The sequence below is a fragment of the Pseudomonas sp. 2848 genome (assembly GCF_003253945.1).
Classification (GTDB): Bacteria; Pseudomonadota; Gammaproteobacteria; order Pseudomonadales; family Pseudomonadaceae; genus Aquipseudomonas.
On the sequence record NZ_QKZD01000017.1, the window covers coordinates 50,630 to 74,848 of the forward strand.

A 24,219-nucleotide genomic window follows, 5' to 3' on the forward strand; every position below is an offset into this window, starting at 1 on the left:
TTCACACCTTAGCCACGAGCGGGCGACCCAGCAGGCCTTGGGGACGGAAGATGAGGATCATCACCAGCAGCGAGAAGCTGAACACGTCCTTGTAGTCGGAGTTGATCAGGCCGGAGAACAACGACTCGGAAATCCCCAGGATGATCCCGCCAAGCATGGCCCCCGGCAGCGAGCCGATGCCGCCGAGCACCGCGGCGGTGAAGGCCTTGATGCCGATGATGAAGCCTGCGTAGAAATCGAAGGTGCCGTAGTTCATGGTGATCAGCACGCCGGCCAGCGCGGCCATCACTGCACCGATGACGAACACGTAGGAGATCACCCTGTCGGTGTTGATGCCCAGGATCGAGGCCATCTTGCGGTCTTGTTGCGTGGCCCGGCACATGCGCCCGAGCTTGGTGTACTTGATCACGTAGGTGAGCAGGCCCATGCCGACGAAAGCGGCCACCAGGATGAAGATCTTGGTGTAGGTGAGCTGCACGAAACCGGTGCCCACTTCGACGCGCATGGCGCCTTCGAGCAGGGTCGGCACGCCTTGCTGGCGGGCGCCCTGGCTGATCTGCGCGTAGTTCTGCAGGATCAGCGAAATGCCGATGGCGCTGATCAAGGGCGCGAGGCGAGTGGAGTTGCGCAGGGGTTTGTAGGCGATGCGTTCGATGGTGAAGCCATAGACGCCAGTGACGACGATGGTGAACAACAGCGTGCCCAGCATCAGCAGCGGAAACGACTCGATACCGAAGTAGGCCAGCAATGCCAGGCTGATCGCCGCGAGGTACGCGGAGATCATGTACACCTCGCCGTGTGCGAAGTTGATCATGCCGATGATGCCATAGACCATTGTGTAGCCGATGGCGATCAGGCCATAGACCGACCCGAGGGTCAGGCCGTTGACCAGTTGCTGCAGGAAAATACCATCCATAACGCAATCTCACCTGATTGAGATTGCACGAGCGCCGACCACGCAGGGCCCGGATGCAGCGGCCCTCGCAGCGCAGAACTGTGCACATCTACTGACAATGACAGGTACCGCGGGGCAACGGCCCGGGGCATCGCGCGCCCGGGCCGGATGCCGTTGTTATTGTTGTTTTTCCAGCTGGTGGTACTTGCCGTTGGCATCCCACTGGTAGACCACGTAGTCGGAGACGGTCAGGTCGCCCTTGCTGTCCCACTTCTTCTCGCCCATGACGGTCTTGACCGGATTGGCCTTGAGCCACTTGGCGGCGTCCTCGCCCTTGTTCGACTTGGCGCCGTTGAACGCGGCGGCCAGCGCCTGGACCGAGGCGTAGGCATACAGGGTGTAGCCTTCAGGCTCGGTGCCGTTCTTGCGGAATTCCTCGACCACCGCCTTGCTGTCGGGCAGCAGGCGCGGGTCGGCGCCGAAGGTCATGTACACGCCGTTGGTGTACTGGGCGCCGCCGGCGGTGGCCACCAATTCGTCGGTGACGATGCCGTCGTCGGACATGAATGCCACGTCCTTCAGGCCCTGCTCGCGCAGCTGGCGCACCAGCGGGCCGGCCTCCGGGTGCAGGCCGCCGAAGTAGACGACATCGGCACCTGCGGCGCGGATCTTGGTGACAACGGCGCTAAAGTCTTTCTCGCCGCGGGTCAGGCCCTCGTACAGCACCGGGGTGACGCCGCGCTTGATCAGCTGGGCCTTGGTGGCGTCGGCCAGACCCTGGCCATAGGTGTCCTTGTCATGCAGGACGGCCACTTTCTTGCCCTTGAGCACGTCGACGATGTAGTTGCCGGCGACGATGCCCTGCTGGTCGTCGCGGCCGCACATGCGGAACATGGCGTTCAAGCCGCGCTCGGTGACCTGCGGGTTGGTGGAGCCGGGGGTAATGGCGATCACGCCGGCCTCGTCGTAGACCTCGGAGGCCGGGATGGTGTTGGAGGAACAAAAGTGGCCGACCACACCGATCACCTTGTCCTGGTCGACCAGACGGTTGGCCACGGCCACGGCCTGCTTGGGCTCGCAGGCGTCATCGCCCTTGACCAGGACGATCTTCTCGCCGTTGACGCCGCCAGCCTTGTTGATCACGTCGGCCGCGGCCTGCGCACCTTTCATGTACTGCTCGCCAAACGCTGCGTTGGCTCCGGTCATCGGGCCCGCGACGCCGATCTTGATGTCGGCCTGAACATACGAAGAAACACCCAGTGCGGTGGCTACAGCCAGTGCCAGGAAACCTTTCTTGTAAAACGTCTGCGACATGAGGTGGTGCTCCTAGAATATTTTTTTTGGTTGGCACTACAACTTCTCAGCCCTGTGCTCCGAGCAAGGGCCGTGCCATTGGTTTGTCTTCCGGGAAAACACACGGTAAGGGCGGCGTGCAGGCGACCGGCGGCCTTTTCTTTATTGAGCGTGCAACCGTCTGCCGCACGACAAGTGACACCCACACGCCTAGACAAGGAGCAACCATCGCCCGCCATCATTGCAACCCTCGCAAGTGTTAACGTGCAACCGCGCTGTAACAGCGGACGTCACCGAACTGCACACCACTGGTGCGCGACTGCTACGGGGAGCACTGTTTGAAGGCTAGCTGTTGCGTGAAAAAATACCTGTCGGCGCCGAATGGCGAACGACGTGGGAGCGGGCTTGCCCCGCGATCCCGCCACATTCTGGACTAAAAGGCTGGCACAATACCGACCATTGCCCGCTTTGGAGCTTCCCCCTGATGAGCGAGAGCGCATTCGCCGAGCGCATCGTGCACAACCTGCTCGACACCGACTTCTACAAGCTCACGATGATGCAGGGCGTCCTGCACAACTACCCGGACGCCGATGTCGAATGGGAGTTTCGCTGCCGCAACGGCGAGGACCTGCGGCCCTACCTGGGCGAGATCCGCAACCAGCTCGAGCTGCTCAGCGAGCTGACCCTGGATGACGGCCAACTGGCCTTCCTCGAGCGCATCAGCTTCCTCAAGCCGGACTTCCTGCGCTTCCTGCGCCTGTTCCGCTTCAACCTACGCTATGTGCGCATCGGCATCGAGAACGACCAACTGTTCCTGCGCCTGAAAGGCCCATGGCTGCATGTGATCCTGTTCGAAGTGCCACTGCTGGCCATCATCAGCGAAGTGCGCAACCGCCACCTGCACCCACGCATGCGCCTGGCCGAAGCCCGCGACCAGCTATATCGCAAGTTCGACTGGCTGCGCGCCCACGCCAGCGACGACGAACTGGCCGAACTGCAGGTAGCCGACTTCGGCACACGCCGGCGCTTCTCCAGCCGCGTGCAGGAAGACGTGGTGCGGGTGCTGCGCGATGAGTTCCCGGGCCGCTTCGTCGGCACCAGCAACGTCGACCTGGCATGGAAGCTGGATATCAAGCCCCTGGGCACCATGGCCCACGAATGGATCATGGCCCACCAGCAGCTAGGCCCACGGCTGATCGACAGCCAGATCGCCGCCCTGGACTGCTGGGTGCGCGAGTACCGTGGGCTGCTCGGCATCGCCCTGACCGACTGCATCACCATGGATGCCTTCCTGAAGGATTTCGACCTGTACTTCGCCAAGCTGTTCGATGGCCTGCGCCACGACTCGGGCGAGCCGGTGGCCTGGGCGGAAAAGGCCATCGCCCATTATCAGAAGCTCGGTATCGACCCGATGACCAAGACCCTGGTGTTCTCCGATGGCCTGAACCTGACCCGCTCGCTGGAAATCTTCCGTGCCTTGCGCGGGCGCATCAACGTCAGCTTCGGCATTGGCACCAACCTGACCTGCGACATCCCCGGCGTGGCGCCCATGAACATCGTCCTTAAAATGACCGACTGCAACGGCTCGCCGGTGGCGAAGATCTCTGACGAAGCCGCCAAGACGCAGTGCCGCGACGAAAACTTCGTTGCCTATATGCGCCACGTATTCAAAGTCCCCAGCAAGGAGTAACCCATGCAAGCCTTTCAGCAAGAGATTGCCCAGGCGCTCAAGGTGCAGCCGCCGTTCGCCGATGCCGCCGCCCTCGAGCAGGAAGTGTCCCGGCGCGTGGCGTTCATCAAGGACTGCCTGGCCAATGCCCGGCTCAAGACCCTGGTGCTGGGTATCAGTGGCGGTGTCGACTCGCTGACCGCCGCCCTGCTCGCCCAACGCGCCATCAACGAACTGCGCGCCGAGACCGGCGACAAGGCTTATACCTTCATCGCCGTGCGCCTGCCGTACCACGTGCAGCACGACGAGCACGACGCCCAGGCCTGCCTGGAGGTGATCAAGGCCGACGAGGTGCACACCATCGACATCGCGCCAGCCGTAAAGGCCTTGGCGGCCGAGGTCGAGGAACTGAAAAACGGCTCGCCGACCCTGGTCGACTTCGTCGTTGGCAACGTCAAGGCGCGCACGCGCATGGTCGCCCAATACACCGTCGCCGGTGCCCGTGCGGGCCTGGTGATCGGCACGGACCACGCGGCCGAAGCGGTGATGGGCTTCTTCACCAAGTTCGGTGACGGGGCCTGCGACCTGGCGCCGCTGAGCGGGCTGGTGAAAAACCAGGTGCGGGCCATTGCGCGCAGCTTTGGCGCGCCGGAATCGCTGGTGGAAAAAGTACCGACCGCGGACCTGGAAGACCTCGAACCGGGCAAGCCGGACGAAGCGTCCCACGGCGTGACCTACCAGCAGATCGACGCCTTCCTGCACGGTGAGCCGGTGAGCCAGGAGGCGTTCGACATCATCGTCGCCACCTACCGCAAGACCCAGCACAAGCGCGAGCTGCCGTTCGCCCCTTGATCAGGCGTAGAAACAACTGTGGGAGCGGCCTTGCCCTGCGATGACGTGGTGGATTCACCATCGCCATCGCGGGGCAAGGCCGCTCCCACAGCGGTATTGCGTCAGGTTTTGATTACTTGACGACGACCTTGCCCTTCATCATCGAGATGTGGCCCGGGAAGGTGCAGAAGAAGCTGTAGTCGCCGCCGGCTTCCAGCTTGGCGGTGTCGAGCTTGATGGTGTCTTTTTCACCGGCGCCGATCATTTTGGTGTGGCCGATGATCGCGGCGTTGTCGGCCTTGATGTAGTCCTTGTCCAGGCCTTGCGACATGCCCTCTTTGGCGATGGTGTCCATGTCGGCAGTCTTGCTGATGACCAGGTTGTGGCCCATGACGTTCTTCGGCAGGCTGCCACCGTGGGTCAGTTCGATCTCAACGGTCTTGCAGCTCTTGTCGATGGTGAATTCCTTGGTGTTAAACATCATCTGGTCGGTCGAGTCGACAGTCACCTTGCAGTCGGCGGCAAAGACGGAGGCGCTGGCGAGGGTCAGCAGGGATACCGCTACAGCTTTCGCAAACATCATGAATCTCCTTGGCAGGGTTTTATCAATTGCGAGACTGCCTGAAAACCGGACGCCCGTACCTGATATGGGTCAAGGGGTGTCAAGTCGCCAGCCAGTAGATTTGTTCAATGGATTGTATACAACCAATCAAAGTGCACATCATGCCCTCTTAATGGACGATGAGACAACCTCTCAATTAGGAGCAATGTCATGACATTGAGCAGCATGATGCGCAGCCTGCTGGCAGCCTACGCCTGTGGCGCGGCCGGTTCGGCGGTCTGCGAGTTCGCCCGCCCCGAATGATCCCCTTGGAACCGACAGGCATGCGCCTTACCCTGTGCGCGCATGTAAAGGGAGATAAGCAATGCCTGTACGTTCCGTTTGTGTCTTCTGTGGCGCCAGCATCGGTGCCACCCCTGCCTACCGTGAAGCCGCCGTCGCCCTCGGCCAGGCCATCGCCCGCCGTGGCCTGACGCTGGTGTACGGTGGCGGCGCGGTCGGCCTGATGGGCACCGTCGCCGATGCCGCCATGGCGGCGGGTGGCGAGGTTGTCGGCATCATTCCTGAAAGCCTGATGAACGCCGAAATCGGCCACAAGGGCCTGACCCGCCTGGAGGTGGTGGACGGCATGCATGCGCGCAAGGCGCGCATGGCCGAACTCAGCGACGCCTTCATCGCCCTGCCGGGTGGCCTGGGTACGCTGGAGGAGCTGTTCGAGGTGTGGACCTGGGGGCAACTAGGCTATCACGCCAAGCCGCTGGGCCTGCTCGATGTGAATGGGTTCTATGCGAAGCTCGGCGGGTTCCTCGACCACATCGTCGAGGAAGGCTTCGTGCGGCCACAGCACCGGGCAATGCTGTTGCTCGGGGAGCGGCCGGATGAGTTGCTGGATGGGATGGACAGCTTCGTTGCGCCGGTGGTGCCGAAGTGGGTCGACAAGCAGCCTGATTGACCTGGAAGGGGCTGCTTTGCAGCCCCTTTTATGATCAGCGCGGAATGACCGGCTGGCGCGGCTTCTTGCCCTTGCCGCCACCACCCTTGGCCGCTTCCTTGCGCTCCTTGGCCGCCTGCTGGTTGCGGGCGAACGCCTCGGCCTTGGCTTTCTCGCGCTTGTCCCACGGCTTGCTGCCATCGCTGGCGCGCGGCGGCAGGCCGGTGTGCTGGGTGAGGATCTTCTGGTCCTTGCCCACCTTGTGGCTGCCGGCCGGGGTCGAGTTCTTGCGCCGCGCACTCTGGTAAGTGTCGGTCGCCGGCTGGTGCAGCGGGATCAGCTGGTGCTTGCCTGGCCCGATCAGGTCGGCGCGTCCCATGCGCTGCAGCGCCTCGCGCAGCATCGGCCAGCCCTTCGGATCGTGATAACGCAGGAACGCCTTGTGCAAGCGGCGCTGCTCCTCGCTCTTGACGATCTCCACCCCTTCGCTCTTGTAGGTGACCTTGCGCAGCGGGTTCTTGCCCGAATGGTACATGGCGGTGGCCGAAGCCATCGGCGACGGATAGAACGCCTGCACCTGGTCGGCGCGGAAGCCATTGCCCTTGAGCCACAGGGCCAGGTTCATCATGTCTTCGTCGGTGGTACCCGGGTGGGCGGCGATGAAGTAAGGGATCAGGTACTGCTCCTTGCCCGCCTCTTTCGAGAACTTCTCGAACATGCGCTTGAAGCGGTCGTAGGTACCGATACCCGGCTTCATCATCTTGTCCAGCGGACCACGCTCGGTGTGCTCCGGGGCGATCTTCAGGTAACCACCGACGTGGTGGGTGACCAGCTCACGCACGTACTCCGGCGACTCGACCGCCAGGTCGTAGCGCAGGCCCGAGGCGATCAGGATCTTCTTGACCCCCGGCAGGGCACGAGCCTTGCGATACAGCTCGATCAGCGAGCTGTGGTCGGTGTTGAGGTTCTCGCAGATGCCCGGGAACACGCACGAAGGCTTGCGGCAGTGCTTCTCGATGTCGTGGCTCTTGCAGGCGATGCGGTACATGTTGGCGGTCGGGCCGCCGAGGTCGGAGACCACGCCGGTGAAGCCCGGCACCTTGTCGCGCATCTCCTCGATCTCGTGCAGGATCGACTCGTGGGAGCGGTTCTGGATGATCCGGCCTTCGTGCTCGGTGATCGAGCAGAAGGTGCAGCCACCGAAGCAGCCACGCATGATGTTCACCGAGAAGCGGATCATCTCGTAGGCCGGGATGCGCTCCTTGCCATACGCCGGGTGCGGGATGCGCGCATAGGGCATGCCGAACACATAGTCCATCTCTTCGGTGGTCATGGGAATGGGAGGCGGGTTGAACCACACGTCCACCTCGCCATGCTTCTGCACCAGGGCGCGGGCATTGCCCGGGTTGGTCTCCAGGTGCAGCACGCGGTTGGCGTGGGCATAGAGCACCGGGTCGTTGCGCACTTTCTCGAACGACGGCAGGCGGATCACCGACTTCTCGCGGGTGACGCTGGGGCTGTCGAGGATCTGCACGACCTTGGCTTCGTTCGGGTCTTCCTGGTCGCCCTTGGCCTGCTCGATGGCACAGGCCTGGGTGTCCTGGGTGTTCACGTACGGGTTGATGATCTTGTCGACCCGACCCGGACGGTCGATGCGCGTGGAGTCGATCTCGAACCAGCCCTGCGGGGTGTCGCGACGAATGAAGGCAGTGCCGCGCACGTCGGTGATGTGCTCGATGCGTTCACCCTGGGACAGGCGCTGGGCGACCTCGACAATCGCGCGTTCGGCGTTGCCGTACAGCAGGATGTCGGCGCTGGCGTCGACCAGGATCGAGTGGCGGACCTTGTCCTGCCAGTAGTCGTAATGAGCGATACGGCGCAGCGAGGCCTCGATGCCGCCGAGCACGATCGGCACATGCTTGTAGGCTTCCTTGCAGCGCTGGCTGTACACCAGGCTGGCTCGGTCCGGACGCTTGCCGGCCAGGCCGCCTGGCGTGTAGGCGTCGTCGGAACGGATTTTCTTGTCCGCGGTGTAGCGGTTGATCATCGAGTCCATGTTGCCCGCCGCGACCCCGAAGAACAGGTTCGGCTCGCCGAGCTTCATGAAGTCGTCCTTCGACTGCCAGTTCGGCTGGGCGATGATGCCCACCCGGAAGCCCTGGGCCTCGAGCAGGCGGCCGATGATGGCCATGCCGAACGATGCGTGGTCGACGTAGGCGTCACCGGTCACGATGATGATGTCGCAGGAATCCCAGCCGAGCTGATCCATCTCCTCCCTGCTCATCGGCAGGAACGGCGCTGGACCGAAGCATTCGGCCCAGTACTTGGGATAGTCGTAGAGTGGTTTGGCTGCTTGCATGTCAGTGACCGGTTCTAATGTGCAGGAAAATCGCGGGCGCGGAATATAGCACAAATTTTGACCAAATCCGACGGTGGTGGTCGGATTCATCTGTAGCTTCCACTGGCCCTATCGCCGGCAAGCCGGCTCCCACAGGAGCGCTGCTGCCGGGGATAGGCTCGGTGATTACTCGTCGTCGTCGAAGTTGTACATGCCCGGTGCGAGGTTCTCGAAGCGGGTGTACTTGCCGATGAACGCCAGGCGAATGAAGCCGATGGGGCCGTTACGCTGCTTGCCGATGATGATCTCGGCCACGCCCTTGTGCTCGGTCTCGGGGTGATACACCTCGTCACGGTAGACGAACATGATCACGTCGGCGTCCTGCTCGATCGCACCCGATTCACGAAGGTCGGAGTTGACCGGGCGCTTGTTGGGGCGCTGCTCCAGGGAGCGGTTGAGCTGTGACAGGGCGATTACCGGGCAGTTGAATTCCTTGGCCAGCGCCTTGAGCGAGCGGGAGATCTCGGAAATCTCGTTGGTCCGGTTGTCACCGGCCGAACCCGGGATCTGCATCAGCTGCAGGTAGTCGACCATGATCATGGCGATCTCGCCGTGCTCGCGGGCCAGGCGGCGGGTGCGCGCACGCATTTCCGATGGGCTGATGCCGGCGGTATCGTCGATGAACAGCTTGCGGTCGTTCAGCAGGTTGACCGCCGAGGTCAGCCGCGGCCAGTCGTCGTCGTCCAGCTGACCGGAACGCACCTTGGTCTGATCGATGCGCCCGAGCGACGACAGCATACGCATGATCAGCGATTCACCGGGCATCTCGAGGGAGAACACCAGCACCACCTTGTCGCTGCGCAACACGGCGTTTTCCACCAGGTTCATGGCGAAGGTGGTCTTGCCCATCGACGGACGGCCCGCGACGATGATCAGGTCGGCGGCCTGCAGGCCGCTGGTCTTTTCGTCCAGGTCGGTGAAACCGGTGGACACGCCGGTGATGTCGCTGTCGGAGTTGAACAGCGTGTCGATACGGTCGATGGCCATGGTCAACAACTCATTGACCCCCACCGGCCCGCCGGTCTTCGGCCGCGCCTCGGCGATCTGGAAGATCTGCCGTTCGGCGTCGTCGAGGATCTCTTCGGCGTTACGCCCCTGCGGGTTGAAGGCGTTGTCGGCGATATCGGTGCTGATGCTGATCAGCTGCCGCAGCGTGGCCCGCTCGCGGATGATCGCGGCGTAGGCCTTGATGTTGGCCACCGACGGGGTGTTCTTGGCCAGCTCGGCAAGGTAGGCCAGGCCGCCGACCTGGGTGGACACGCCTTCCTTGTCCAACTGCTCGTGCAGGGTGACCACGTCGAACGGCTGGTTCGCATCCACCAGCTTGTGGATGGCGCGGAAGATCAGGCGATGGTCATGCCGGTAGAAGTCGCCATCCGACACCTGATCCAGCACCCGCTCCCAGGCGTTGTTGTCCAGCATCAGGCCACCGAGCACGGCCTGTTCGGCCTCGATGGAATGCGGCGGCACCTTCAGGGCAGCGGTTTGCAGGTCGAGTTGTTCGGGGGTGGTGATCTCGTTCATGGCCACGAAAGAATTCTGGAAGATGAAAAAGACAAAGGGCACGGCCTGCAAGACAGGACCGTGCCCGATGTTAACCGCCTGGCCCGCGAGGGACCAGCCGATTACGCAGCTTAGGCAGCTACGACAACCACACGTACGGTGGCTTCAACGTCGCTGTGCAGGTGCACGGCTACGTCGTACTCGCCAACCTGACGAATGGTGCCGTTCGGCAGACGAACTTCAGCCTTGGCCACTTCAACGCCGGAGGCGGTCAGGGCGTCAGCGATGTCGTGGGTGCCGATCGAACCGAACAGCTTGCCTTCGTCGCCAGCGGTGGCAGTGATGGTCACTTCCAGCTCGGCCAGTTGGGCAGCGCGGCTTTCAGCCGAAGCTTTTTTCTCTGCGGCGGCTTTTTCCAGCTCGGCGCGGCGTTCTTCGAACGCGGCCAGGTTGGCGGCGTTGGCAACGGTGGCCTTGCCGAATGGCAGCAGGAAGTTACGGCCGTAACCAGCCTTAACGTTTACTTTGTCGCCCAGGTTGCCCAGGTTGGCGACTTTTTCCAGCAGGATCAGTTCCATTTGGTAAAACCTCTTAACTTTTAACCTTCACCGTTCGCGGAGTCGTCACCCTGTGAAGGGGACTTGCGACCGCGAAAATCAATCAGGCTGTCGACAATGGCCAGAACCACGAGCAACGGATACATCAGCTGCATGAGCAGCGGCAACGTCACGTACATCCCCACCAGCCAGAAACCGGCCAGACGCCGTTGTGCCACCAGCCCGTGAATCAGGGCGATGCCAGCGAGCAGCAGCACCAGGCTGGACGCACTGGCCAGGACGATGAACTGAGACCCGATGAACGGGCCCAACACCATCAATGACACCAGCACCAGCATGGGTACCAGCGGCAGCCTCAGTTCGCGAAACTCGCGCCCGAAACCACCGGGGTTGTACAACGCAGCCTGCCAATAGCGCGCCAGCATCAAGGCCAGCAGGCTGAACAGCTGCAGCATTACCGCACTGGAAGCGACCAGCAAAGGGCCGATCAGCTCACCAGGTAGTACTGGTTGGCCCTCGAACTGCGGCAGGGCTTTTTCAAGCGCCTTGGCCAGCACCTCGAAGGTTTCGCGCATCACCGCATCCAGGATCAGGCTGTACAGCAAGCCTAATGCGACACTGGACAGCAGTACCCGGGTCCAGGAATGCCCGGCGCGCAACGAGGCGGCCAGACCCAGCGTTCCCAAAAGCACCAGCAAGGTGCTCGGTTCGCCGAAGAACCCCATGATCAACGCTGGCAAAAGGCCCCAGGCGATGACCGATGAAGCGTCCTTGAACCCGCGCCGCAGGAGCACAAGGCTCCCGGCAGCGGCACTCAACCAGAACAGCAGCGGCAGTACCGCGCTGATGACCACCACGAGGGTGGCCTGCACACGACCGCGCATGATGAAACTTGCCAACGCTCGCATGCTTATCCCTTGCTACTTAGTCGACGACCCGGTCTCAGCGGCCGTGGCTGTCGGTGTAGGGCAGCAGGGCCAGGAAGCGGGCGCGCTTGATAGCGGTGGCCAGCTGACGCTGATAACGAGCTTTGGTACCGGTGATGCGGCTTGGAACGATCTTGCCGGTTTCGGATACGTAAGCTTTCAGGGTGTTGAGATCTTTGAAGTCGATCTCTTTCACGTCTTCAGCAGTGAAGCGGCAGAATTTACGACGACGGAAGAAACGTGCCATGTAATAGGCTCCTCAAAAGGTCCGTGGATTACTCGTCAGCGTTATCGCTGTTGTCGCTGTCATTGCTGTCGTCGCCTTCGGCGCCATCAGCATGCTCAGGACGTTCACGACGCTCACGGCGCTCGCTGCGGTTCTCTTCTGCCTTGAGCATCTCGGACGGGCCGGTGACGGCTTCGTCGCGACGGATGACCAGGTTACGGATCACGGCATCGTTGTAGCGGAAGTTGTCTTCCAGCTCGGCCAGGGCCTTGCCGGAGCACTCAACGTTCAGCATCACGTAGTGAGCCTTGTGAACATTGTTGATTGCGTAGGCCAGTTGACGACGGCCCCAGTCTTCCAGGCGGTGGATCTTGCCACCATCTTCTTCGATCAGCTTGGTGTAACGCTCAACCATGCCGCCGACTTGCTCGCTCTGGTCCGGGTGAACCAGGAAGATGATTTCGTAATGACGCATGAATGCTCCTTACGGGTTAGTAGTCTGCCAGCAACCTGGTCAGACAAGGAGTGAATGACACTGTCTGTCTTGCCCTAGAGAGAAGGCACATGCGCGCCTGCCAGCTCGGCAAGGGGCGCAATTGTAGAGAAGCCGGGAAGGACAAGCAAGGAGGTTGGCGAATATTTGAACAGCCGGAAACATATTCGCCCAATAGGCCGCAAGCCTGAGAAACAACGTGGGAGCGGCGGTGCGCCGCTCCCACACACGATCAGATCAGCGCTTGACCTGACGCTGCCTCACGGCCTCGAACAGGCACACCCCGGTGGCCACCGAAACGTTCAGGCTGCTGACGCTGCCGCCCATCGGCAACTTCACCAGGAAATCACAGTGTTCACGGGTCAGGCGGCGCATGCCCTTGCCTTCGGCCCCCATGATCATCACCAGCGGACCGGTCAGGTCCTGCTGGTAGATTTCCTGCTCGGCCTCGCCAGCGGTACCGACCACCCACAGTCCGCGCTGCTGGAGTTTCTCCAGGGTACGCGCCAGGTTGGTCACGGCCACCAGCGGCATCACCTCGGCGGCGCCGCAGGCCACCTTGCGCACCACGCCGGTCAGGGTCGCGGACTTGTCCTTGGGGATCACCACGGCGGTCGCCCCGGCCGCATCGGCGGTGCGCAGACAGGCGCCGAGGTTGTGCGGATCGGTAACGCCATCGAGCACCAGGATCAGTGGCGGCGTCTCGGTGCGCTCGAGCAGCTCGTCGAGCATCGCCTCGCCCCATACCTGGCTCGGGCTCACGTCGGCGACCACCCCCTGATGCACACCTTCGACCCAGGCGTCGAGCTCACGGCGCTCGGCCTGGCCGACCTGGACGCGGTTCTGCGCAGCCAGCTCCAGCAGGGCCTGGATGCGTGGCTCACTGCGCCCTTCGGACAGCCAGATCTGCTTTACCCGCTTGGGGTGGTGTTGCAGCAGCGCCTGCACGGCATGCACGCCGTAGATCTTTTCCAGCTGACTCATGACTTGTTCTTGCCCTTGCGTGGCGCGCCGGACTTGGGCGGCCCCTTGCGATGCTTGGTCGGCTTGCCGGACGACTTGCCACCTTTTTCCGACTTGCCGCCGGCATGGCCGCTGGCACGCGCCTCGCCCATCAGCGCCTTCTTCATTTCACGGCTCTTGCGCACCTCGGCATTGCGCTGCACGGCGTCTTTCGGGAAGTACGCCTCGGAGGCCTCGCTCTTGCGGCTGCGCGGCTTGGGCGAAATCTTCGCTTCGGCGGCAGGCGCCTGCTCGGCCACCGGCTGCGCGGCAGCGCGTGGCTTGCGGCCGACCGGCGCGGTGACGGTCTTCTCCGACATTTCGAAGTCGATCTTGCGCTGCTCGAGGTCGACACGCATGACCTTCACCTCGACCGTGTCGCCCAGGCGGAAGCTGCGGCCGCTGCGCTCACCGGACAGGCGGTGATGCACCGGATCGAAGTGGTAGTAGTCACCCGGCAGGGCGCTGACATGCACCAGGCCTTCGACATAGATGTCGGTCAGCTCGATGAACAGGCCAAAGCCGGTCACCGCGGTGATCACACCAGGGAAGGTCTCGCCGACGCGATCACGCATGTACTCGCACTTGAGCCAGTTGACCACGTCGCGGGTGGCCTCGTCGGCGCGGCGCTCGGTCATCGAGCACTGCTCGCCCATCTGCTCGAGGCTGTTCTCGTCGTACGGGTAGATGCGCGCCTTGGGAATGCTCATGGCACCGGCACGCTTGACATGCGGGGTGTCGACCTTGGAGCGGATCACGCTGCGGATGGCGCGGTGCACCAGCAGGTCCGGGTAACGACGGATCGGCGAGGTGAAGTGGGTGTAGGCCTCGTAGTTCAGACCGAAGTGACCGTTGTTCTCGACGCTGTACACCGCCTGGCTCAGCGAGCGCAGCATGACAGTCTGGATCAGGTGGAAGTCCGGGCGCCCAGCGATGCTCGCCAGCAGCGCCTGGTAGTCCTTTGGCGAAGGATCCTTGCCTTTGTGCAGGCTCAGGCCCAGCTCACCGAGGAATGCGCGCAACTTCTCCAGGCGCTCGGGCGGCGGACCATCGTGCACGCGGTACAGCGCAGGCACATTGTGCTTCTGCAGGAACTCTGCCGTCGCGACGTTGGCCGCCAGCATGCACTCTTCGATCAGCTTGTGGGCGTCATTGCGCACGGTCGGACGAATTTCGTCGATCTTGCGGTCTTCGCCGAAGATGATCCGGGTTTCCTGGGTCTCGAAATCGATCGCGCCACGGGTGTGACGGGCCGCCAGGAGCACCTTGTACAGGGCGTACAGGCTCTTCAGGTCCGGCAGCACCGCGCTGTACTCCTCGCGCAGGGCCTTGCCTTCGCGGGTGCGGGAATGCTCGAGCATGCTGCTGACCTTGTTGTAGGTCAGGCGCGCATGGGAGTGGATCACACCCTCGTAGAACTGGTAGTCGACCATCTGGCCGGCCTTGTTGATGGTCATTTCGCAGACCATGGCCAGGCGATCGACGTGCGGGTTCAGCGAGCACAGGCCGTTGGACAGCTCTTCGGGCAGCATCGGCACGACGCGCTCGGGGAAGTACACCGAGTTACCCCGTTGCTGCGCTTCGGTATCCAGGGCCGAACCCAGGCGCACGTAGCTGGAAACGTCGGCGATCGCCACGTACAGGCGCCAGCCGCCGGAGAACATGCGCAGCTTGCCCAGCGGCTCGCAATACACCGCATCGTCGAAGTCGCGGGCGTCTTCGCCGTCGATGGTGACGAAAGGCAGATGGCGCAGGTCGATGCGCTTCTCTTTATCTTTCTCCTCGACTTCGGAGCGGAACTTGCGCGCTTCCTTGATCACCTCCTGCGGCCAGACATGCGGAATGTCATAGCTGCGCAGGGCGATGTCGATCTCCATGCCCGGCGCCATGTAGTTGCCGATCACCTCGACCACATCACCCTGCGGCTGGAAGCGCGGGGTTGGCCAGTGGGTGATCTTGATCGACACGAACTGGCCGATCTTGGCGCCGCCGTTGCGCCCGGCGGTGACCAGCACTTCCTGCTGGATCTTCGGGTTGTCGGGGGTCACATAGCCGATGCCGCCCTCTTCGAAGTAACGGCCGACCACGCTTTCGTGGGCGCGGGAGATGACTTCCACCAGCACACCTTCGCGGCGGCCACGGCGGTCCACCCCGGAAACACGGGCCAGGCCGCGGTCGCCGTCGAACACCAGGCGCATCTGCGACGGGCTGAGGAACAGGTCTTCGCTGCCATCGTCGGGAATCAGGAAGCCGAAACCGTCGCGGTGGCCGGACACGCGGCCACAGATAAGGTCGAGCTTGTCCACCGGGGCATAGGTGCCGCGCCGGGTATAGATAAGCTGACCGTCGCGCTCCATGGCACGCAGGCGGCGGCGCAGGGCTTCGATCTGGTCTTCTTCGTAAAGACCGAACTCTTCGGCCAGCTGTTCGCGGGCAGCCGGCTCGCCACGGTCGGCGAGGCGCTGCAGGATCAGCTCACGGCTGGGGATAGGGTTGTCGTATTTTTCCGCTTCGCGAGCGGCCTCGGGATCGAGGGATTGCCAATCGGCCATCAGAAGGGGTTCACCTTGGGGTATATAGATATGAATTCTGGCATAGGCGTATTGAAACCGGAAATGTCAGCCTTGGACAGCCCCGGCGTGGTATCCGCCGAACGGAAATAGGCGCGTGGAATCAACGGGTTGAATTTTTTGAATTTTTTTTCGGTCAGGGGCTTTACAGCCATCAGGAGCGTCCGTATAGTGCGCACCACAACGACGGACAACCCCGAAGTTGTAGTAGAGATGAACGACGCTGTAAAGCATCTTTTAATCTCGAATGTGTGCCCAGGTGGCGGAATTGGTAGACGCGCTGGTTTCAGGTATCAGTGACTTAACGGTCGTGGAAGTTCGAGTCTTCTCCTGGGCACCAAAAATTTTCAAGTAACAGATGACCAAGGATTTGTTACTACTGTGTGAAAGCAGACGAAAGTCGCCTTCAACAGACGATGCAAAGCTTTGCCCAGGTGGCGGAATTGGTAGACGCGCTGGTTTCAGGTATCAGTGACTTAACGGTCGTGGAAGTTCGAGTCTTCTCCTGGGCACCATACAAAAACCCACTAGCTTGCTAGTGGGTTTTTTCTTGCCTGCGATTTCATGTCGCCGGGCAGCCCCCCCCTCCTTCGTCTACCCATGAATTTCCCGTCATGCGCCCATTTGAGAAACAATTTCGTTTACCATTGTTTCCAAATATGTAGCCGTAAGCGAGGAAGCACCCGCATGACGATCCGCCCGCAACCGCTGATGCGCACCCTGGCCGCCGCAGTCCTGAGCCTGGTGATCGGCGCTCCGGCCGCCCTGGCAGACGAACCAGTCACGTTGACAATGTACAACGGCCAGCACAAGGAAATCGGTGAAGCCATCGCCAAGGCCTACGAGGCCAAGACCGGCATCCATATCAATATCCGCAAGGGCAGCAGCAACCAGCTCGCCAGCCAGATCATCGAGGAAGGCGAACGCTCGCCGGCCGACATCATCTATACCGAAGAGTCGCCACCGCTGAACAACCTGGGCGAACTGGGCCTGCTGGCGAAGATCGACGACGCCACCCTGAACATGCTGCCCAAGGAGTACGTGGGCGCCAACGGCACCTGGATGGGCGTCACCGCGCGCACCCGCGTGGTGGTCTACAACCCGAAGAAGATCGATGAGAAGGACCTGCCGACCACGGTGATGGATTTCGCCGGCCCCGAATGGGACGGCCGTGTCGGCTACGTGCCCACCAGCGGCGCCTTCCAGGAACAGGCGGTGGCCATCCTCAAGATGCACGGGCGCGAAGCCACCGAAGAATGGCTGACCGGCCTTAAAGCCTTCGGCAAGACCTACACCAACAACATGGTCGCGCTGAAGGCCGTGGAGAAGGGCGAAGTCGCCGCCGTGCTGGTGAACAACTACTACTGGTACGCCCTGGAGCGCGAGCGCGGCAAGCTCGACTCCAAGCTGTACTACCTGGCCGACGGCGACGCCGGCAACCTGGTGACCATCTCCGGTGCTGCCGCGGTCAAGGCCAGCAAGCATCCGAAAGAGGCCCAGGCCCTGCTCAACTGGATGGCCAGCGAAGAAGGCCAGCGCGTGATCACCCAGACCACCGCCGAATACCCGCTGCATAAAGGCATGGTCTCCGACCGCGGGCTGAAACCGTTCGATGAGCTGCGCCCGCCGAAGATCTCGCCGGCCGACCTTGGCAATGCCGAGGAAGCCATCGAGCTGGAACGTGAGGTTGGCCTGCTCTGATGACTGCCGCCCTGCCCTCGCCCGCCTTGGCGCGCTTCGTCCCCAAGCGCAAGCGCCCGTCCATCTGGGTGGTGCTGCCCGTGCTGTTCCTGGTGGCCATGAGCCTGCTGCCATTGCTGTACGTCGGGCTCAAGGCCTGGGATGCCGGCTGGCATGAAGCCCTGCGCCTGCTATGGCGTCCGTTCGTGTGGGGCTTGCTGCGCAACACCCTGCTGCTGATGGTCGGCGTCACCGCGCTATGCCTGGTGGTGGGCGTGGCCCTGGCCTGGCTGCTGGAGCGCAGCGACCTGCCGGGCCGACGCCTGTGGGGCGTGGTGCTGTGCCTGCCGTTCGCCGTGCCGTCGTTCGTCAGCAGCTTCACCTGGGTGTCGCTGAGCTCGGACTTCGAAGGACTGGGCGGGGCGATCCTGGTGATGGCGCTGTCGAAGTACCCACTGGTGTTCCTGCCGGTGGCCGCTACCCTGCGCAACCTGGATACCGCGCTGGAGGAGTCGGCGCGCACTCTGGGCTGCAGCCGCTGGGGCGTGTTCCGCAAGATCACCCTGCCGTTGCTGTGGCCGTCGATGCTCGGTGGCGGGCTGCTGATCGCCCTGCACATGCTGGTGGAGTTTGGCGCCCTGTCGATCCTTGGCCTGCAGACCTTCACCACGGCGATCTACCAACAGTTCGAACTGGAATTCAGCAACGCCAACGCCGCGATGCTTTCGGCAGTACTGCTGGTGCTGTGCCTGGCGATGCTGTGGCTGGAACTGCGAGTGCGTGGCAAGGCGCGTCATGTGCGCATTGGCCAGGGCGTTGCGCGCCGCGCCCAACCCTTGCGACTGCGCGGCTGGATGCCACTTGGCCAGCTGTTCTGCCTGGCGCTGGCGGTGCTGGGCAGCGGCATTCCGCTGGCCATGCTCGGCTACTGGCTGAGCGTGGGCTCATCGGCGGCCTTCCCGGTCGCGGCCATCGGCAAGGCCCTGGGCACCTCGCTGTCGGTGTCATTGGGTGGCGCCGGCTTCTGCGTGCTGCTGGCCCTGCCAATCAGCTTCCTGGTGGTGCGCTACAAGGGGCGCCTGGCGATCTGGGCCGAGCGTTTGCCGTACCTGCTGCACGCCCTGCCCGGGCTGGTCATTGCGCTGACCCTGGTGTTCTTCGCCCTGCACTATGTGCCGGCGCTTTACCAGACCACGGCGCTGTTGATCTTGGCCTATGCCCTGCTGTTCCTGCCGCTGGCGCAGTCGCCGGTGCGCACCGCACTGAACAAGGCCTCGCCAACCCTGGAAGAGGCGGCACGCACCTTAGGCGCCAGCAGCTTCGCGGCCTTCTGCCGGGTTACCTTGCCGATCATCTTCCCGGCAATGGCAGCGGCTTTCGCCCTGGTGTTCCTGGATGCGATGAAGGAATTGACCGCCACCCTGCTGCTCAGCCCGACCGGGATGACCACATTGGCCACCGAGGTGTGGGCGCATACCGCCAACGTCGAGTTCGCGGCGGCGGCGCCTTATGCGGCGTTGCTGATCGTGGTTTCGGGATTGCCGGTGTATCTGCTGACTACGCGGATGTACCTGAACAAGGCCTAAAACGCCATCGCGGGGAAAGTCGGGTCGCCGCATCGCCGCTCCCACGGTCACAGCGCACCGTGGGAGCGGGCTTGCCCCGCGATGCTTTATGTCAGGCCCTGAACTGCCCCAGGCTTGCACGTAACTGAGCCGCCAGGTCATCGAGCACCTTGCTACTGGCCGTGGTCTGCATCACCACCTCGGCCGAACGCTCGGCCTGGGCATGGATGGTTTCGACTCGCCCACGCACGGCTTGCGCGCCACTGGCCTGCTGCTCGGCCGCTCGCGTGGCCAGGCCGATCGCCGCATGCACCTGCTCGACCGCAGCCTGCACCGATTGCTGCCGCCGTTCATTGTCGCGCAACACCAGCAAGCCTTCACTGGCCTGGCGTCCTGCCTGGCTGATGGTCGCCACCGCCTCCTTGGCGCCTTGCTGCAGCGCAGCGATATGCGACTGGATATCCCCGGTCGAGCTCTGCGTCTTGCTCGCCAAGGCACGCACCTCATCGGCCACCACGGCGAAACCGCGCCCGGTCTCTCCGGCCCGCGCCGCTTCGATGGCGGCGTTGAGCGCCAACAGGTTGGTCTGTTCGGCAATACCATGGATCACCGTCAACACCACCTCGATCTGCTCGCTCTGCTTGGCCAGCCGCTCGATCACCTGGGAGCCGGTCTGCACTTCGCCGGCCAGGTTCTCGATCAAACGCGCCAGCTGCGTCGAAGCACGGCTGTTTTCGTCGGTCGCCTGGCGAATGTCCACCACCTGCTGCAATGCCGCCTGCATGGCATGGCTCTCGGCCTGGGCCTCGTCAGCCATGCTCGACAGGTCGCGCAGGCTGGCAGCCACTTCGTCGCGCTGCAACGCGGCAGCGGCATCGGCCCCGGCGTTGCGCTGGGCCATGCTGTCGATCTCCACACCCGTACGCTGCGCCACTTCGCCAGCTTCGCGGACGATGGGCTGCAGCTTGTCGACGAAGCGGTTGACCGCCGAGGCCATGTCGCCGATCTCGTCACGGCTGTCGAGCTTGACGCGCTTGGTCAGGTCGCCTTCGCCGGCGGCCAGGTCGTTCAACGCGGCGATCAGCAGGCCGAGCTTGCTCAGGACACGGCGCCCGAGCACCACCGCCACCACCACCAGCACACCCAGACCGACCAGCACCAGACCCAGGCCGATGCGCCAGCGCAGCTCGGCGGCGGCATCACGCACGGTCTGCGCGGTATTGGCCTGCATGGCCGTGGCGCTGTGCTGGGCTGTCTCCAGGCGCGCACGCAAGGCCTTGCCACTGTCGGCGGCGGCGGCCACCAGGCTGTCCCCGACCAGTTGCTCGCCACTGGCGATCAAGGCCGCGAAGCGCTGATCCAGGGCCTTGAGCTCCTGGTCGATGCCCGCGGTCGACACGCCCATCAGCACCTTGCCGATCTCTGCGCCATTGGGGTTGATCGACGCTTCTACGAAGTACACCGACGGATCCTTGCGCGCGGCATCCAGCACCTTGTCCAGCGCCCGTTCACCCTGGCCCTTTTCCATCAATGCCTGGTTGATCGGGTTCTGCCGGTTGAGGTAGCGGGTCAGGTGCTGGCCCTGGGCATCGTCGTAGATCACGAACAGTACGTTGGGATTGCGCTGGGCACGGCGAGCGAAGTCCGAGAGCATCGGCACGTCGTTGTCCCAGATCGCCCGTGGCGCGACCGAAGCCAACAGATCGGCCATTTCATGGGCCGAGTCCCTGAGATTTTCCTCCAGTGTTGCGCGCAACTGCTGCTGCTCATCCTGCAGGCGGCTGGACAGGCCTGCACTCAAACGCTGGCGCGTACTGACGGAAAGGCTATCGAGCCCAGCCCGGACATCCTCCCCGGCCTGCTCCAGTTCGGCAGCCAGTTTCTGGCTGTCATTGCCCAGGCGCGCCCCCAAATCGGCCTCCAGGGCGGTGACCGTGCTCCGCGTCAGTGCAACAGCAACCAGCACCTGCACCAGAAGAGCGATACCAAGCGCAACAAACACAGGCCGCAAGAGGCGGCTTCGTAACAGTGAAAGGATGGCAGACACGTTGTAACCCTCGTGTTTCTGGCGCCATTACTTTGATGGCATCTACAGAAACTTCTTACAGCAAGGGTTGTGCCTGAGACAGCAGGTATAAATGCCAAAGGTATGAGGTAATTATCCATGGCAGCGAAATTGCCCACGCCGATGCCATGCGCGGGGCAAGTCCGCCGCTACTTCGTACCCCATATGAAAACGCCGCGCCTCCTTGCGGGGGCGCGGCGTTCAGTCAGCTAGCGAGTAGCTGATCAGGCGAACGGATGACGCAGCACGATGGTTTCGTTGCGGTCCGGGCCAGTCGAGATGATGTCGATCGGCGCGCCGACCAGTTCCTCGATGCGCTTGATGTAGTTGCGCGCGGCCTGCGGCAGCTCTTCCAGGGTTTTAACGCCCAGGGTCGACTCGCTCCAGCCTGGCATCTCTTCGTACACCGGCTCCAGGCCGATGTAGCTGTCGGCATCGGAAGGCGCGTCGATGACGGCACCGTTCTCGTTCTTGTAGCCAACGCAGATATTGATGGTTTCCAGGCCGTCCAGCACGTCCAACTTGGTCAGGCAGATACCCGAGATGCTGTTGACGTCGATGGCGCGACGCAGGATCACGGCATCGAACCAGCCGCAACGACGGGCACGACCAGTGGTGGAGCCGAACTCGTGGCCACGCTTGGCCAGGGTGGCGCCGGTCTCGTCGAACAGCTCGGTCGGGAACGGACCGGAACCGACACGGGTGGTGTAGGCCTTGGTGATGCCCAGGATGTAGTCCAGGTACATCGGGCCAACGCCGGAACCGGTAGAGATGCCGCCGGCGGTGGTGTTGGAGCTGGTGACGTACGGGTAGGTGCCGTGGTCGATGTCCAGCAGCGAGCCCTGGGCGCCTTCGAACATGATGTCCTTGCCGGCGCGGCGCAGGTTGTGCAGTTCGGCGGTGACGTCGAGCATCATCGGCTTGAGCTGCTCGGCGTAGGCCATGCACTCGTCCAGGGTCTGCTGGAAGTCGATGGCAGGCTCTTTGTAGTAGTTCACCAGCTGGAAGTTGTGGTAATCCAGCAGCTCACCGAGCTTGGCGGCGAAGCGCTCGCGGTGGAACAGGTCGCCGACGCGCAGGCCGCGACGGGCCACCTTGTCTTCGTAGGCCGGGCCGATACCACGACCGGTAGTGCCGATCTTGGCTTCGCCGCGGGCTTTTTCACGGGCCTGGTCGAGGGCCACGTGGTACGACAGGATCAGCGGAGCAGCCGGGGAAATGCGCAGGCGCTCGCGCACCGGTACGCCCTTCTCTTCCAGCTTGGTGATTTCACGCATCAGGGCATCCGGGGCAACGACCACGCCGTTGCCGATCAGGCATTGCACGCCTTCACGCAGGATGCCGGACGGAATCAGGTGCAGAACAGTCTTCTCACCGTTGATCACCAGGGTGTGGCCCGCGTTGTGGCCACCTTGGTAGCGCACGACGGCGGCAGCATGTTCGGTCAGCAGATCGACGATCTTGCCTTTGCCCTCATCACCCCACTGGGTGCCCAGGACGACGACATTCTTACCCATTACATTTGTCCTCATTCACGCAAACTTGGTGCCGGCCCATTGCCGGCGAAGAATCTCAATGGGTCAGCGGCAGAACCTGCCAGCGCCCGTCTTGCTGAATCAATTGCCGATCACAATCCGCCTCGAGGGCAGCACTCAGCGGCTGGCCAGGCAAAGCCTGGACCACTCGCTGGCCCTCGTTGCGCAACTGGCAGACCATCTGCCAGAGGGCCGCATCGCTGCTGTCAGGCATCCAGATGCCGCCAACAGGCAATACGACCTCCGCTCGCCCCAGTGTGACCAGGGTCTTCAAATCCGTGGAGAATCCGGTGGCCGGGCGTGCCCGGCCAAAATCGGCGCCGATGTCGTCATAGCGGCCGCCCTGGGCGATCGATTGACCTTCGCCAGGCACGAACACGGCGAACACCACGCCAGTGTGATAGTGGTAGCCGCGCAGTTCGCCGAGGTCGAAGTACAGTGGCAGGTCCGGGTAGCGCGAAGCCAGGCGGTCGGCGATCGCCAACAGGTCGTCCAGCGCCGCCAGCACGCTGGCCGGGGCACGGCCCAGGCGCACACGGGCCTCGGCCAGCACTTCACGGCCACCGCACAGTTCGCACAGGGCGCGCAGCATGTTGCCCAGGTCCTTCGGCAGGTCTGCGGTCAGCGCCTGCACTTCATCGACGGCCTTGCGCTGCAGGGCATCGAACAGTTGCTGCTCGACCGCGCCGGACAGGTTGGCGGCACGGGCCAGGCCACGATAGATACCGACATGGCCAAGGTCCATGTGCACATCGGCGACATCGGTCAGCTGCAGTGTGGCGAGCATCAGGCTGATGACTTCGACATCGCTGGTAGGGCTGGCGTCGCCGTACAGCTCGGCGCCCAGCTGGATCGGGCTACGCGAGGTCGACAAGGCACGCGGCTGCGCATGCAGCACGCTGCCGGCATAGCACAGGCGGCTCGGGCCTTCACGGCGCAGGGTGTGGGCGTCGATGCGCGCCACCTGCGGCGTGAAGTCGGCACGGAAACCCATCAGGCGGCCGGACTGCGGGTCGACGACCTTGAAGGTACGCTGGTCCAGGTCCTGGCCGGCGCCGGTGAGCAGCGACTCCAGGTACTCGATATGCGGGGTGACGACCAGTTCGTAACCCCAACTCTGGAACAGGTCCAACACCTGACGACGCGCGATCTCGATGCGCGCCGCCTCAGGTGGCAGTACTTCCTCGATGCCATCTGGCAGTAGCCAGCGGTCTACCGTTGCCATTACGCCATTTCCCCTCTGGTCCGGGCGGCCTGCCAGCTGGCGAGCCGTGAGTAAAGCAGGCATTGACACACAACAGCGGGCAGCACCGATCCCAGCGCAACCACCGTAGCCAATACCCTCGAATTGCCTTGCGACCTGACCAAACCGTCAACTGGCCGTTTGCCAATCAACCTTGCAGACGCAAAAAAGCCGGGAATTTCCCGGCTGACTCATCATACACCCCTTTTCATTCAGGATGCACCCCGCCAGGCATTTTAGCTGCCCGGCGGGGCGAATCCCTCATGAGAGCACGA

The 24,219-nt window shown here is 63.0% G+C and carries 20 protein-coding genes, 2 tRNA genes and 1 pseudogene; 7 read left to right on the plus strand and 16 right to left on the minus strand.

From position 1 onward, the window contains the following. Position 1: 1 nt before the first annotated feature. Both DFS21_RS24615 and DFS21_RS24620 read right to left on the minus strand, forming a co-directional pair. Entirely contained in the window at positions 2-916 is a 915-nt protein-coding gene (locus tag DFS21_RS24615) for a branched-chain amino acid ABC transporter permease (protein WP_019098910.1), read from the minus strand. 156 nt (positions 917-1,072) lie between these two features. Next, complete coding sequence (locus tag DFS21_RS24620; RefSeq protein ID WP_111533320.1) at positions 1,073-2,209, minus strand: branched-chain amino acid ABC transporter substrate-binding protein; 1,137 nt, start codon at positions 2,207-2,209, stop codon at positions 1,073-1,075. 463 nt (positions 2,210-2,672) lie between these two features. On the opposite strand from DFS21_RS24620, the gene pncB reads away from it, so the two are divergent. Together pncB and nadE are read left to right on the plus strand one after the other, a co-directional pair. After that, complete coding sequence (gene pncB / locus DFS21_RS24630; RefSeq protein WP_046854012.1) at positions 2,673-3,878, plus strand: nicotinate phosphoribosyltransferase; 1,206 nt, start codon at positions 2,673-2,675, stop codon at positions 3,876-3,878. 3 nt (positions 3,879-3,881) lie between these two features. Beyond that, the gene (gene nadE, locus DFS21_RS24635; RefSeq protein WP_111533323.1) at positions 3,882-4,709 is read left to right on the plus strand and encodes an ammonia-dependent NAD(+) synthetase; all 828 of its coding nucleotides are present in this window, start codon (positions 3,882-3,884) and stop codon (positions 4,707-4,709) included. A 112-nt stretch (positions 4,710-4,821) separates the two neighbouring features. Here the strand turns inward: nadE and azu are convergent, their stop codons facing one another. Beyond that, the gene (azu, locus tag DFS21_RS24640; RefSeq protein WP_110701821.1) at positions 4,822-5,268 is read right to left on the minus strand and encodes an azurin; all 447 of its coding nucleotides are present in this window, start codon (positions 5,266-5,268) and stop codon (positions 4,822-4,824) included. Between the two features lie 346 nt (positions 5,269-5,614). Here azu and DFS21_RS24645 point away from each other — a divergent pair, with 346 nt between their 5' ends. Then, a complete protein-coding gene (locus DFS21_RS24645; RefSeq protein ID WP_111533324.1) occupies positions 5,615-6,202 on the plus strand; it encodes a TIGR00730 family Rossman fold protein in 588 nt (195 codons plus the stop codon). Positions 6,203-6,236: 34 nt separating this feature from the next. Here the strand turns inward: DFS21_RS24645 and DFS21_RS24650 are convergent, their stop codons facing one another. From DFS21_RS24650 to DFS21_RS26690, 9 genes are all read right to left on the minus strand, one after another. Further along, positions 6,237-8,540 carry a YgiQ family radical SAM protein gene (locus tag DFS21_RS24650; RefSeq protein WP_102683945.1) on the minus strand — a complete coding sequence of 768 codons (2,304 nt, stop codon included), beginning with the start codon at positions 8,538-8,540 and terminating at the stop codon, positions 6,237-6,239. A 165-nt stretch (positions 8,541-8,705) separates the two neighbouring features. Beyond that, complete coding sequence (dnaB, locus tag DFS21_RS24655) at positions 8,706-10,103, minus strand: replicative DNA helicase (RefSeq protein WP_046854007.1); 1,398 nt, start codon at positions 10,101-10,103, stop codon at positions 8,706-8,708. A gap of 110 nt (positions 10,104-10,213) precedes the next feature. Then, positions 10,214-10,660 (minus strand): 50S ribosomal protein L9, encoded by a 447-nt coding sequence (gene rplI / locus DFS21_RS24660; RefSeq protein WP_046854006.1) that lies wholly within the window; start codon positions 10,658-10,660, stop codon positions 10,214-10,216. Between the two features lie 20 nt (positions 10,661-10,680). Further along, a complete protein-coding gene (locus DFS21_RS24665) occupies positions 10,681-11,547 on the minus strand; it encodes a hypothetical protein (protein ID WP_111533326.1) in 867 nt (288 codons plus the stop codon). A gap of 34 nt (positions 11,548-11,581) precedes the next feature. After that, on the minus strand, positions 11,582-11,812 hold the full coding sequence (gene rpsR / locus DFS21_RS24670; RefSeq protein WP_003249563.1) for a 30S ribosomal protein S18: 231 nt from the start codon (positions 11,810-11,812) through the stop codon (positions 11,582-11,584). Between the two features lie 28 nt (positions 11,813-11,840). Continuing rightward, positions 11,841-12,266: a 30S ribosomal protein S6 gene (rpsF, locus tag DFS21_RS24675; RefSeq protein WP_023629370.1), complete on the minus strand. Its 426-nt coding sequence runs from the start codon at positions 12,264-12,266 to the stop codon at positions 11,841-11,843. A 255-nt stretch (positions 12,267-12,521) separates the two neighbouring features. Then, positions 12,522-13,268 carry a 23S rRNA (guanosine(2251)-2'-O)-methyltransferase RlmB gene (rlmB, locus tag DFS21_RS24680; RefSeq protein ID WP_102683943.1) on the minus strand — a complete coding sequence of 249 codons (747 nt, stop codon included), beginning with the start codon at positions 13,266-13,268 and terminating at the stop codon, positions 12,522-12,524. Continuing rightward, complete coding sequence (gene rnr / locus DFS21_RS24685) at positions 13,265-15,838, minus strand: ribonuclease R (RefSeq protein ID WP_110701829.1); 2,574 nt, start codon at positions 15,836-15,838, stop codon at positions 13,265-13,267. The genes rlmB and rnr overlap by 4 nt, the downstream gene beginning before the upstream one ends. Beyond that, entirely contained in the window at positions 15,838-16,011 is a 174-nt protein-coding gene (locus DFS21_RS26690; RefSeq protein WP_158539579.1) for a hypothetical protein, read from the minus strand. The genes rnr and DFS21_RS26690 overlap by 1 nt, the downstream gene beginning before the upstream one ends. Positions 16,012-16,109: 98 nt before the next feature. On the opposite strand from DFS21_RS26690, the gene DFS21_RS24690 reads away from it, so the two are divergent. The 4 genes from DFS21_RS24690 (at position 16,110) to DFS21_RS24705 (ending at position 19,122) form a co-directional block, all read left to right on the plus strand. After that, positions 16,110-16,196 (plus strand) — tRNA-Leu (locus tag DFS21_RS24690). A gap of 88 nt (positions 16,197-16,284) precedes the next feature. Further along, positions 16,285-16,371: transfer RNA gene (locus DFS21_RS24695), tRNA-Leu, on the plus strand. A 172-nt stretch (positions 16,372-16,543) separates the two neighbouring features. Then, the gene (locus DFS21_RS24700; protein ID WP_023629373.1) at positions 16,544-17,557 is read left to right on the plus strand and encodes an extracellular solute-binding protein; all 1,014 of its coding nucleotides are present in this window, start codon (positions 16,544-16,546) and stop codon (positions 17,555-17,557) included. Further along, positions 17,557-19,122, plus strand: a complete 1,566-nt coding sequence (locus DFS21_RS24705; protein WP_038706889.1) for an iron ABC transporter permease — start codon at positions 17,557-17,559, stop codon at positions 19,120-19,122. The genes DFS21_RS24700 and DFS21_RS24705 overlap by 1 nt, the downstream gene beginning before the upstream one ends. A gap of 91 nt (positions 19,123-19,213) precedes the next feature. On the opposite strand, the gene DFS21_RS27420 is transcribed toward DFS21_RS24705, so the two are convergent. From DFS21_RS27420 to DFS21_RS24720, 4 genes and pseudogenes are all read right to left on the minus strand, one after another. Continuing rightward, positions 19,214-20,098, minus strand: a complete 885-nt coding sequence (locus DFS21_RS27420; protein ID WP_371041632.1) for a methyl-accepting chemotaxis protein — start codon at positions 20,096-20,098, stop codon at positions 19,214-19,216. A 21-nt stretch (positions 20,099-20,119) separates the two neighbouring features. Further along, positions 20,120-20,812, minus strand: a pseudogene (locus DFS21_RS27425) (methyl-accepting chemotaxis protein); the annotation flags it as partial. 578 nt (positions 20,813-21,390) lie between these two features. Then, positions 21,391-22,683 (minus strand): adenylosuccinate synthase, encoded by a 1,293-nt coding sequence (locus tag DFS21_RS24715; RefSeq protein ID WP_028688256.1) that lies wholly within the window; start codon positions 22,681-22,683, stop codon positions 21,391-21,393. 55 nt (positions 22,684-22,738) lie between these two features. After that, the gene (locus tag DFS21_RS24720; RefSeq protein WP_102683938.1) at positions 22,739-23,926 is read right to left on the minus strand and encodes an ATP phosphoribosyltransferase regulatory subunit; all 1,188 of its coding nucleotides are present in this window, start codon (positions 23,924-23,926) and stop codon (positions 22,739-22,741) included. Positions 23,927-24,219: the final 293 nt, after the last annotated feature.

Bases quoted from the DNA above. Each gene is read 5' to 3' on its own strand.
- DFS21_RS24615 (WP_019098910.1), bottom strand. From the start codon at position 916: ATGGATGGTATTTTCCTGCAGCAACTGGTCAACGGCCTGACCCTCGGG.
- DFS21_RS24620 (WP_111533320.1), bottom strand. From the start codon at position 2,209: ATGTCGCAGACGTTTTACAAGAAAGGTTTCCTGGCACTGGCTGTAGCC.
- pncB (WP_046854012.1), top strand. From the start codon at position 2,673: ATGAGCGAGAGCGCATTCGCCGAGCGCATCGTGCACAACCTGCTCGAC.
- nadE (WP_111533323.1), top strand. From the start codon at position 3,882: ATGCAAGCCTTTCAGCAAGAGATTGCCCAGGCGCTCAAGGTGCAGCCG.
- azu (WP_110701821.1), bottom strand. From the start codon at position 5,268: ATGTTTGCGAAAGCTGTAGCGGTATCCCTGCTGACCCTCGCCAGCGCC.
- DFS21_RS24645 (WP_111533324.1), top strand. From the start codon at position 5,615: ATGCCTGTACGTTCCGTTTGTGTCTTCTGTGGCGCCAGCATCGGTGCC.
- DFS21_RS24650 (WP_102683945.1), bottom strand. From the start codon at position 8,540: ATGCAAGCAGCCAAACCACTCTACGACTATCCCAAGTACTGGGCCGAA.
- dnaB (WP_046854007.1), bottom strand. From the start codon at position 10,103: ATGAACGAGATCACCACCCCCGAACAACTCGACCTGCAAACCGCTGCC.
- rplI (WP_046854006.1), bottom strand. From the start codon at position 10,660: ATGGAACTGATCCTGCTGGAAAAAGTCGCCAACCTGGGCAACCTGGGC.
- DFS21_RS24665 (WP_111533326.1), bottom strand. From the start codon at position 11,547: ATGCGAGCGTTGGCAAGTTTCATCATGCGCGGTCGTGTGCAGGCCACC.
- rpsR (WP_003249563.1), bottom strand. From the start codon at position 11,812: ATGGCACGTTTCTTCCGTCGTCGTAAATTCTGCCGCTTCACTGCTGAA.
- rpsF (WP_023629370.1), bottom strand. From the start codon at position 12,266: ATGCGTCATTACGAAATCATCTTCCTGGTTCACCCGGACCAGAGCGAG.
- rlmB (WP_102683943.1), bottom strand. From the start codon at position 13,268: ATGAGTCAGCTGGAAAAGATCTACGGCGTGCATGCCGTGCAGGCGCTG.
- rnr (WP_110701829.1), bottom strand. From the start codon at position 15,838: ATGGCCGATTGGCAATCCCTCGATCCCGAGGCCGCTCGCGAAGCGGAA.
- DFS21_RS26690 (WP_158539579.1), bottom strand. From the start codon at position 16,011: ATGGCTGTAAAGCCCCTGACCGAAAAAAAATTCAAAAAATTCAACCCG.
- DFS21_RS24700 (WP_023629373.1), top strand. From the start codon at position 16,544: ATGACGATCCGCCCGCAACCGCTGATGCGCACCCTGGCCGCCGCAGTC.
- DFS21_RS24705 (WP_038706889.1), top strand. From the start codon at position 17,557: ATGACTGCCGCCCTGCCCTCGCCCGCCTTGGCGCGCTTCGTCCCCAAG.
- DFS21_RS27420 (WP_371041632.1), bottom strand. From the start codon at position 20,098: ATGGCCTCGGCGGTCAACCGCTTCGTCGACAAGCTGCAGCCCATCGTC.
- DFS21_RS24715 (WP_028688256.1), bottom strand. From the start codon at position 22,683: ATGGGTAAGAATGTCGTCGTCCTGGGCACCCAGTGGGGTGATGAGGGC.
- DFS21_RS24720 (WP_102683938.1), bottom strand. From the start codon at position 23,926: ATGGCAACGGTAGACCGCTGGCTACTGCCAGATGGCATCGAGGAAGTA.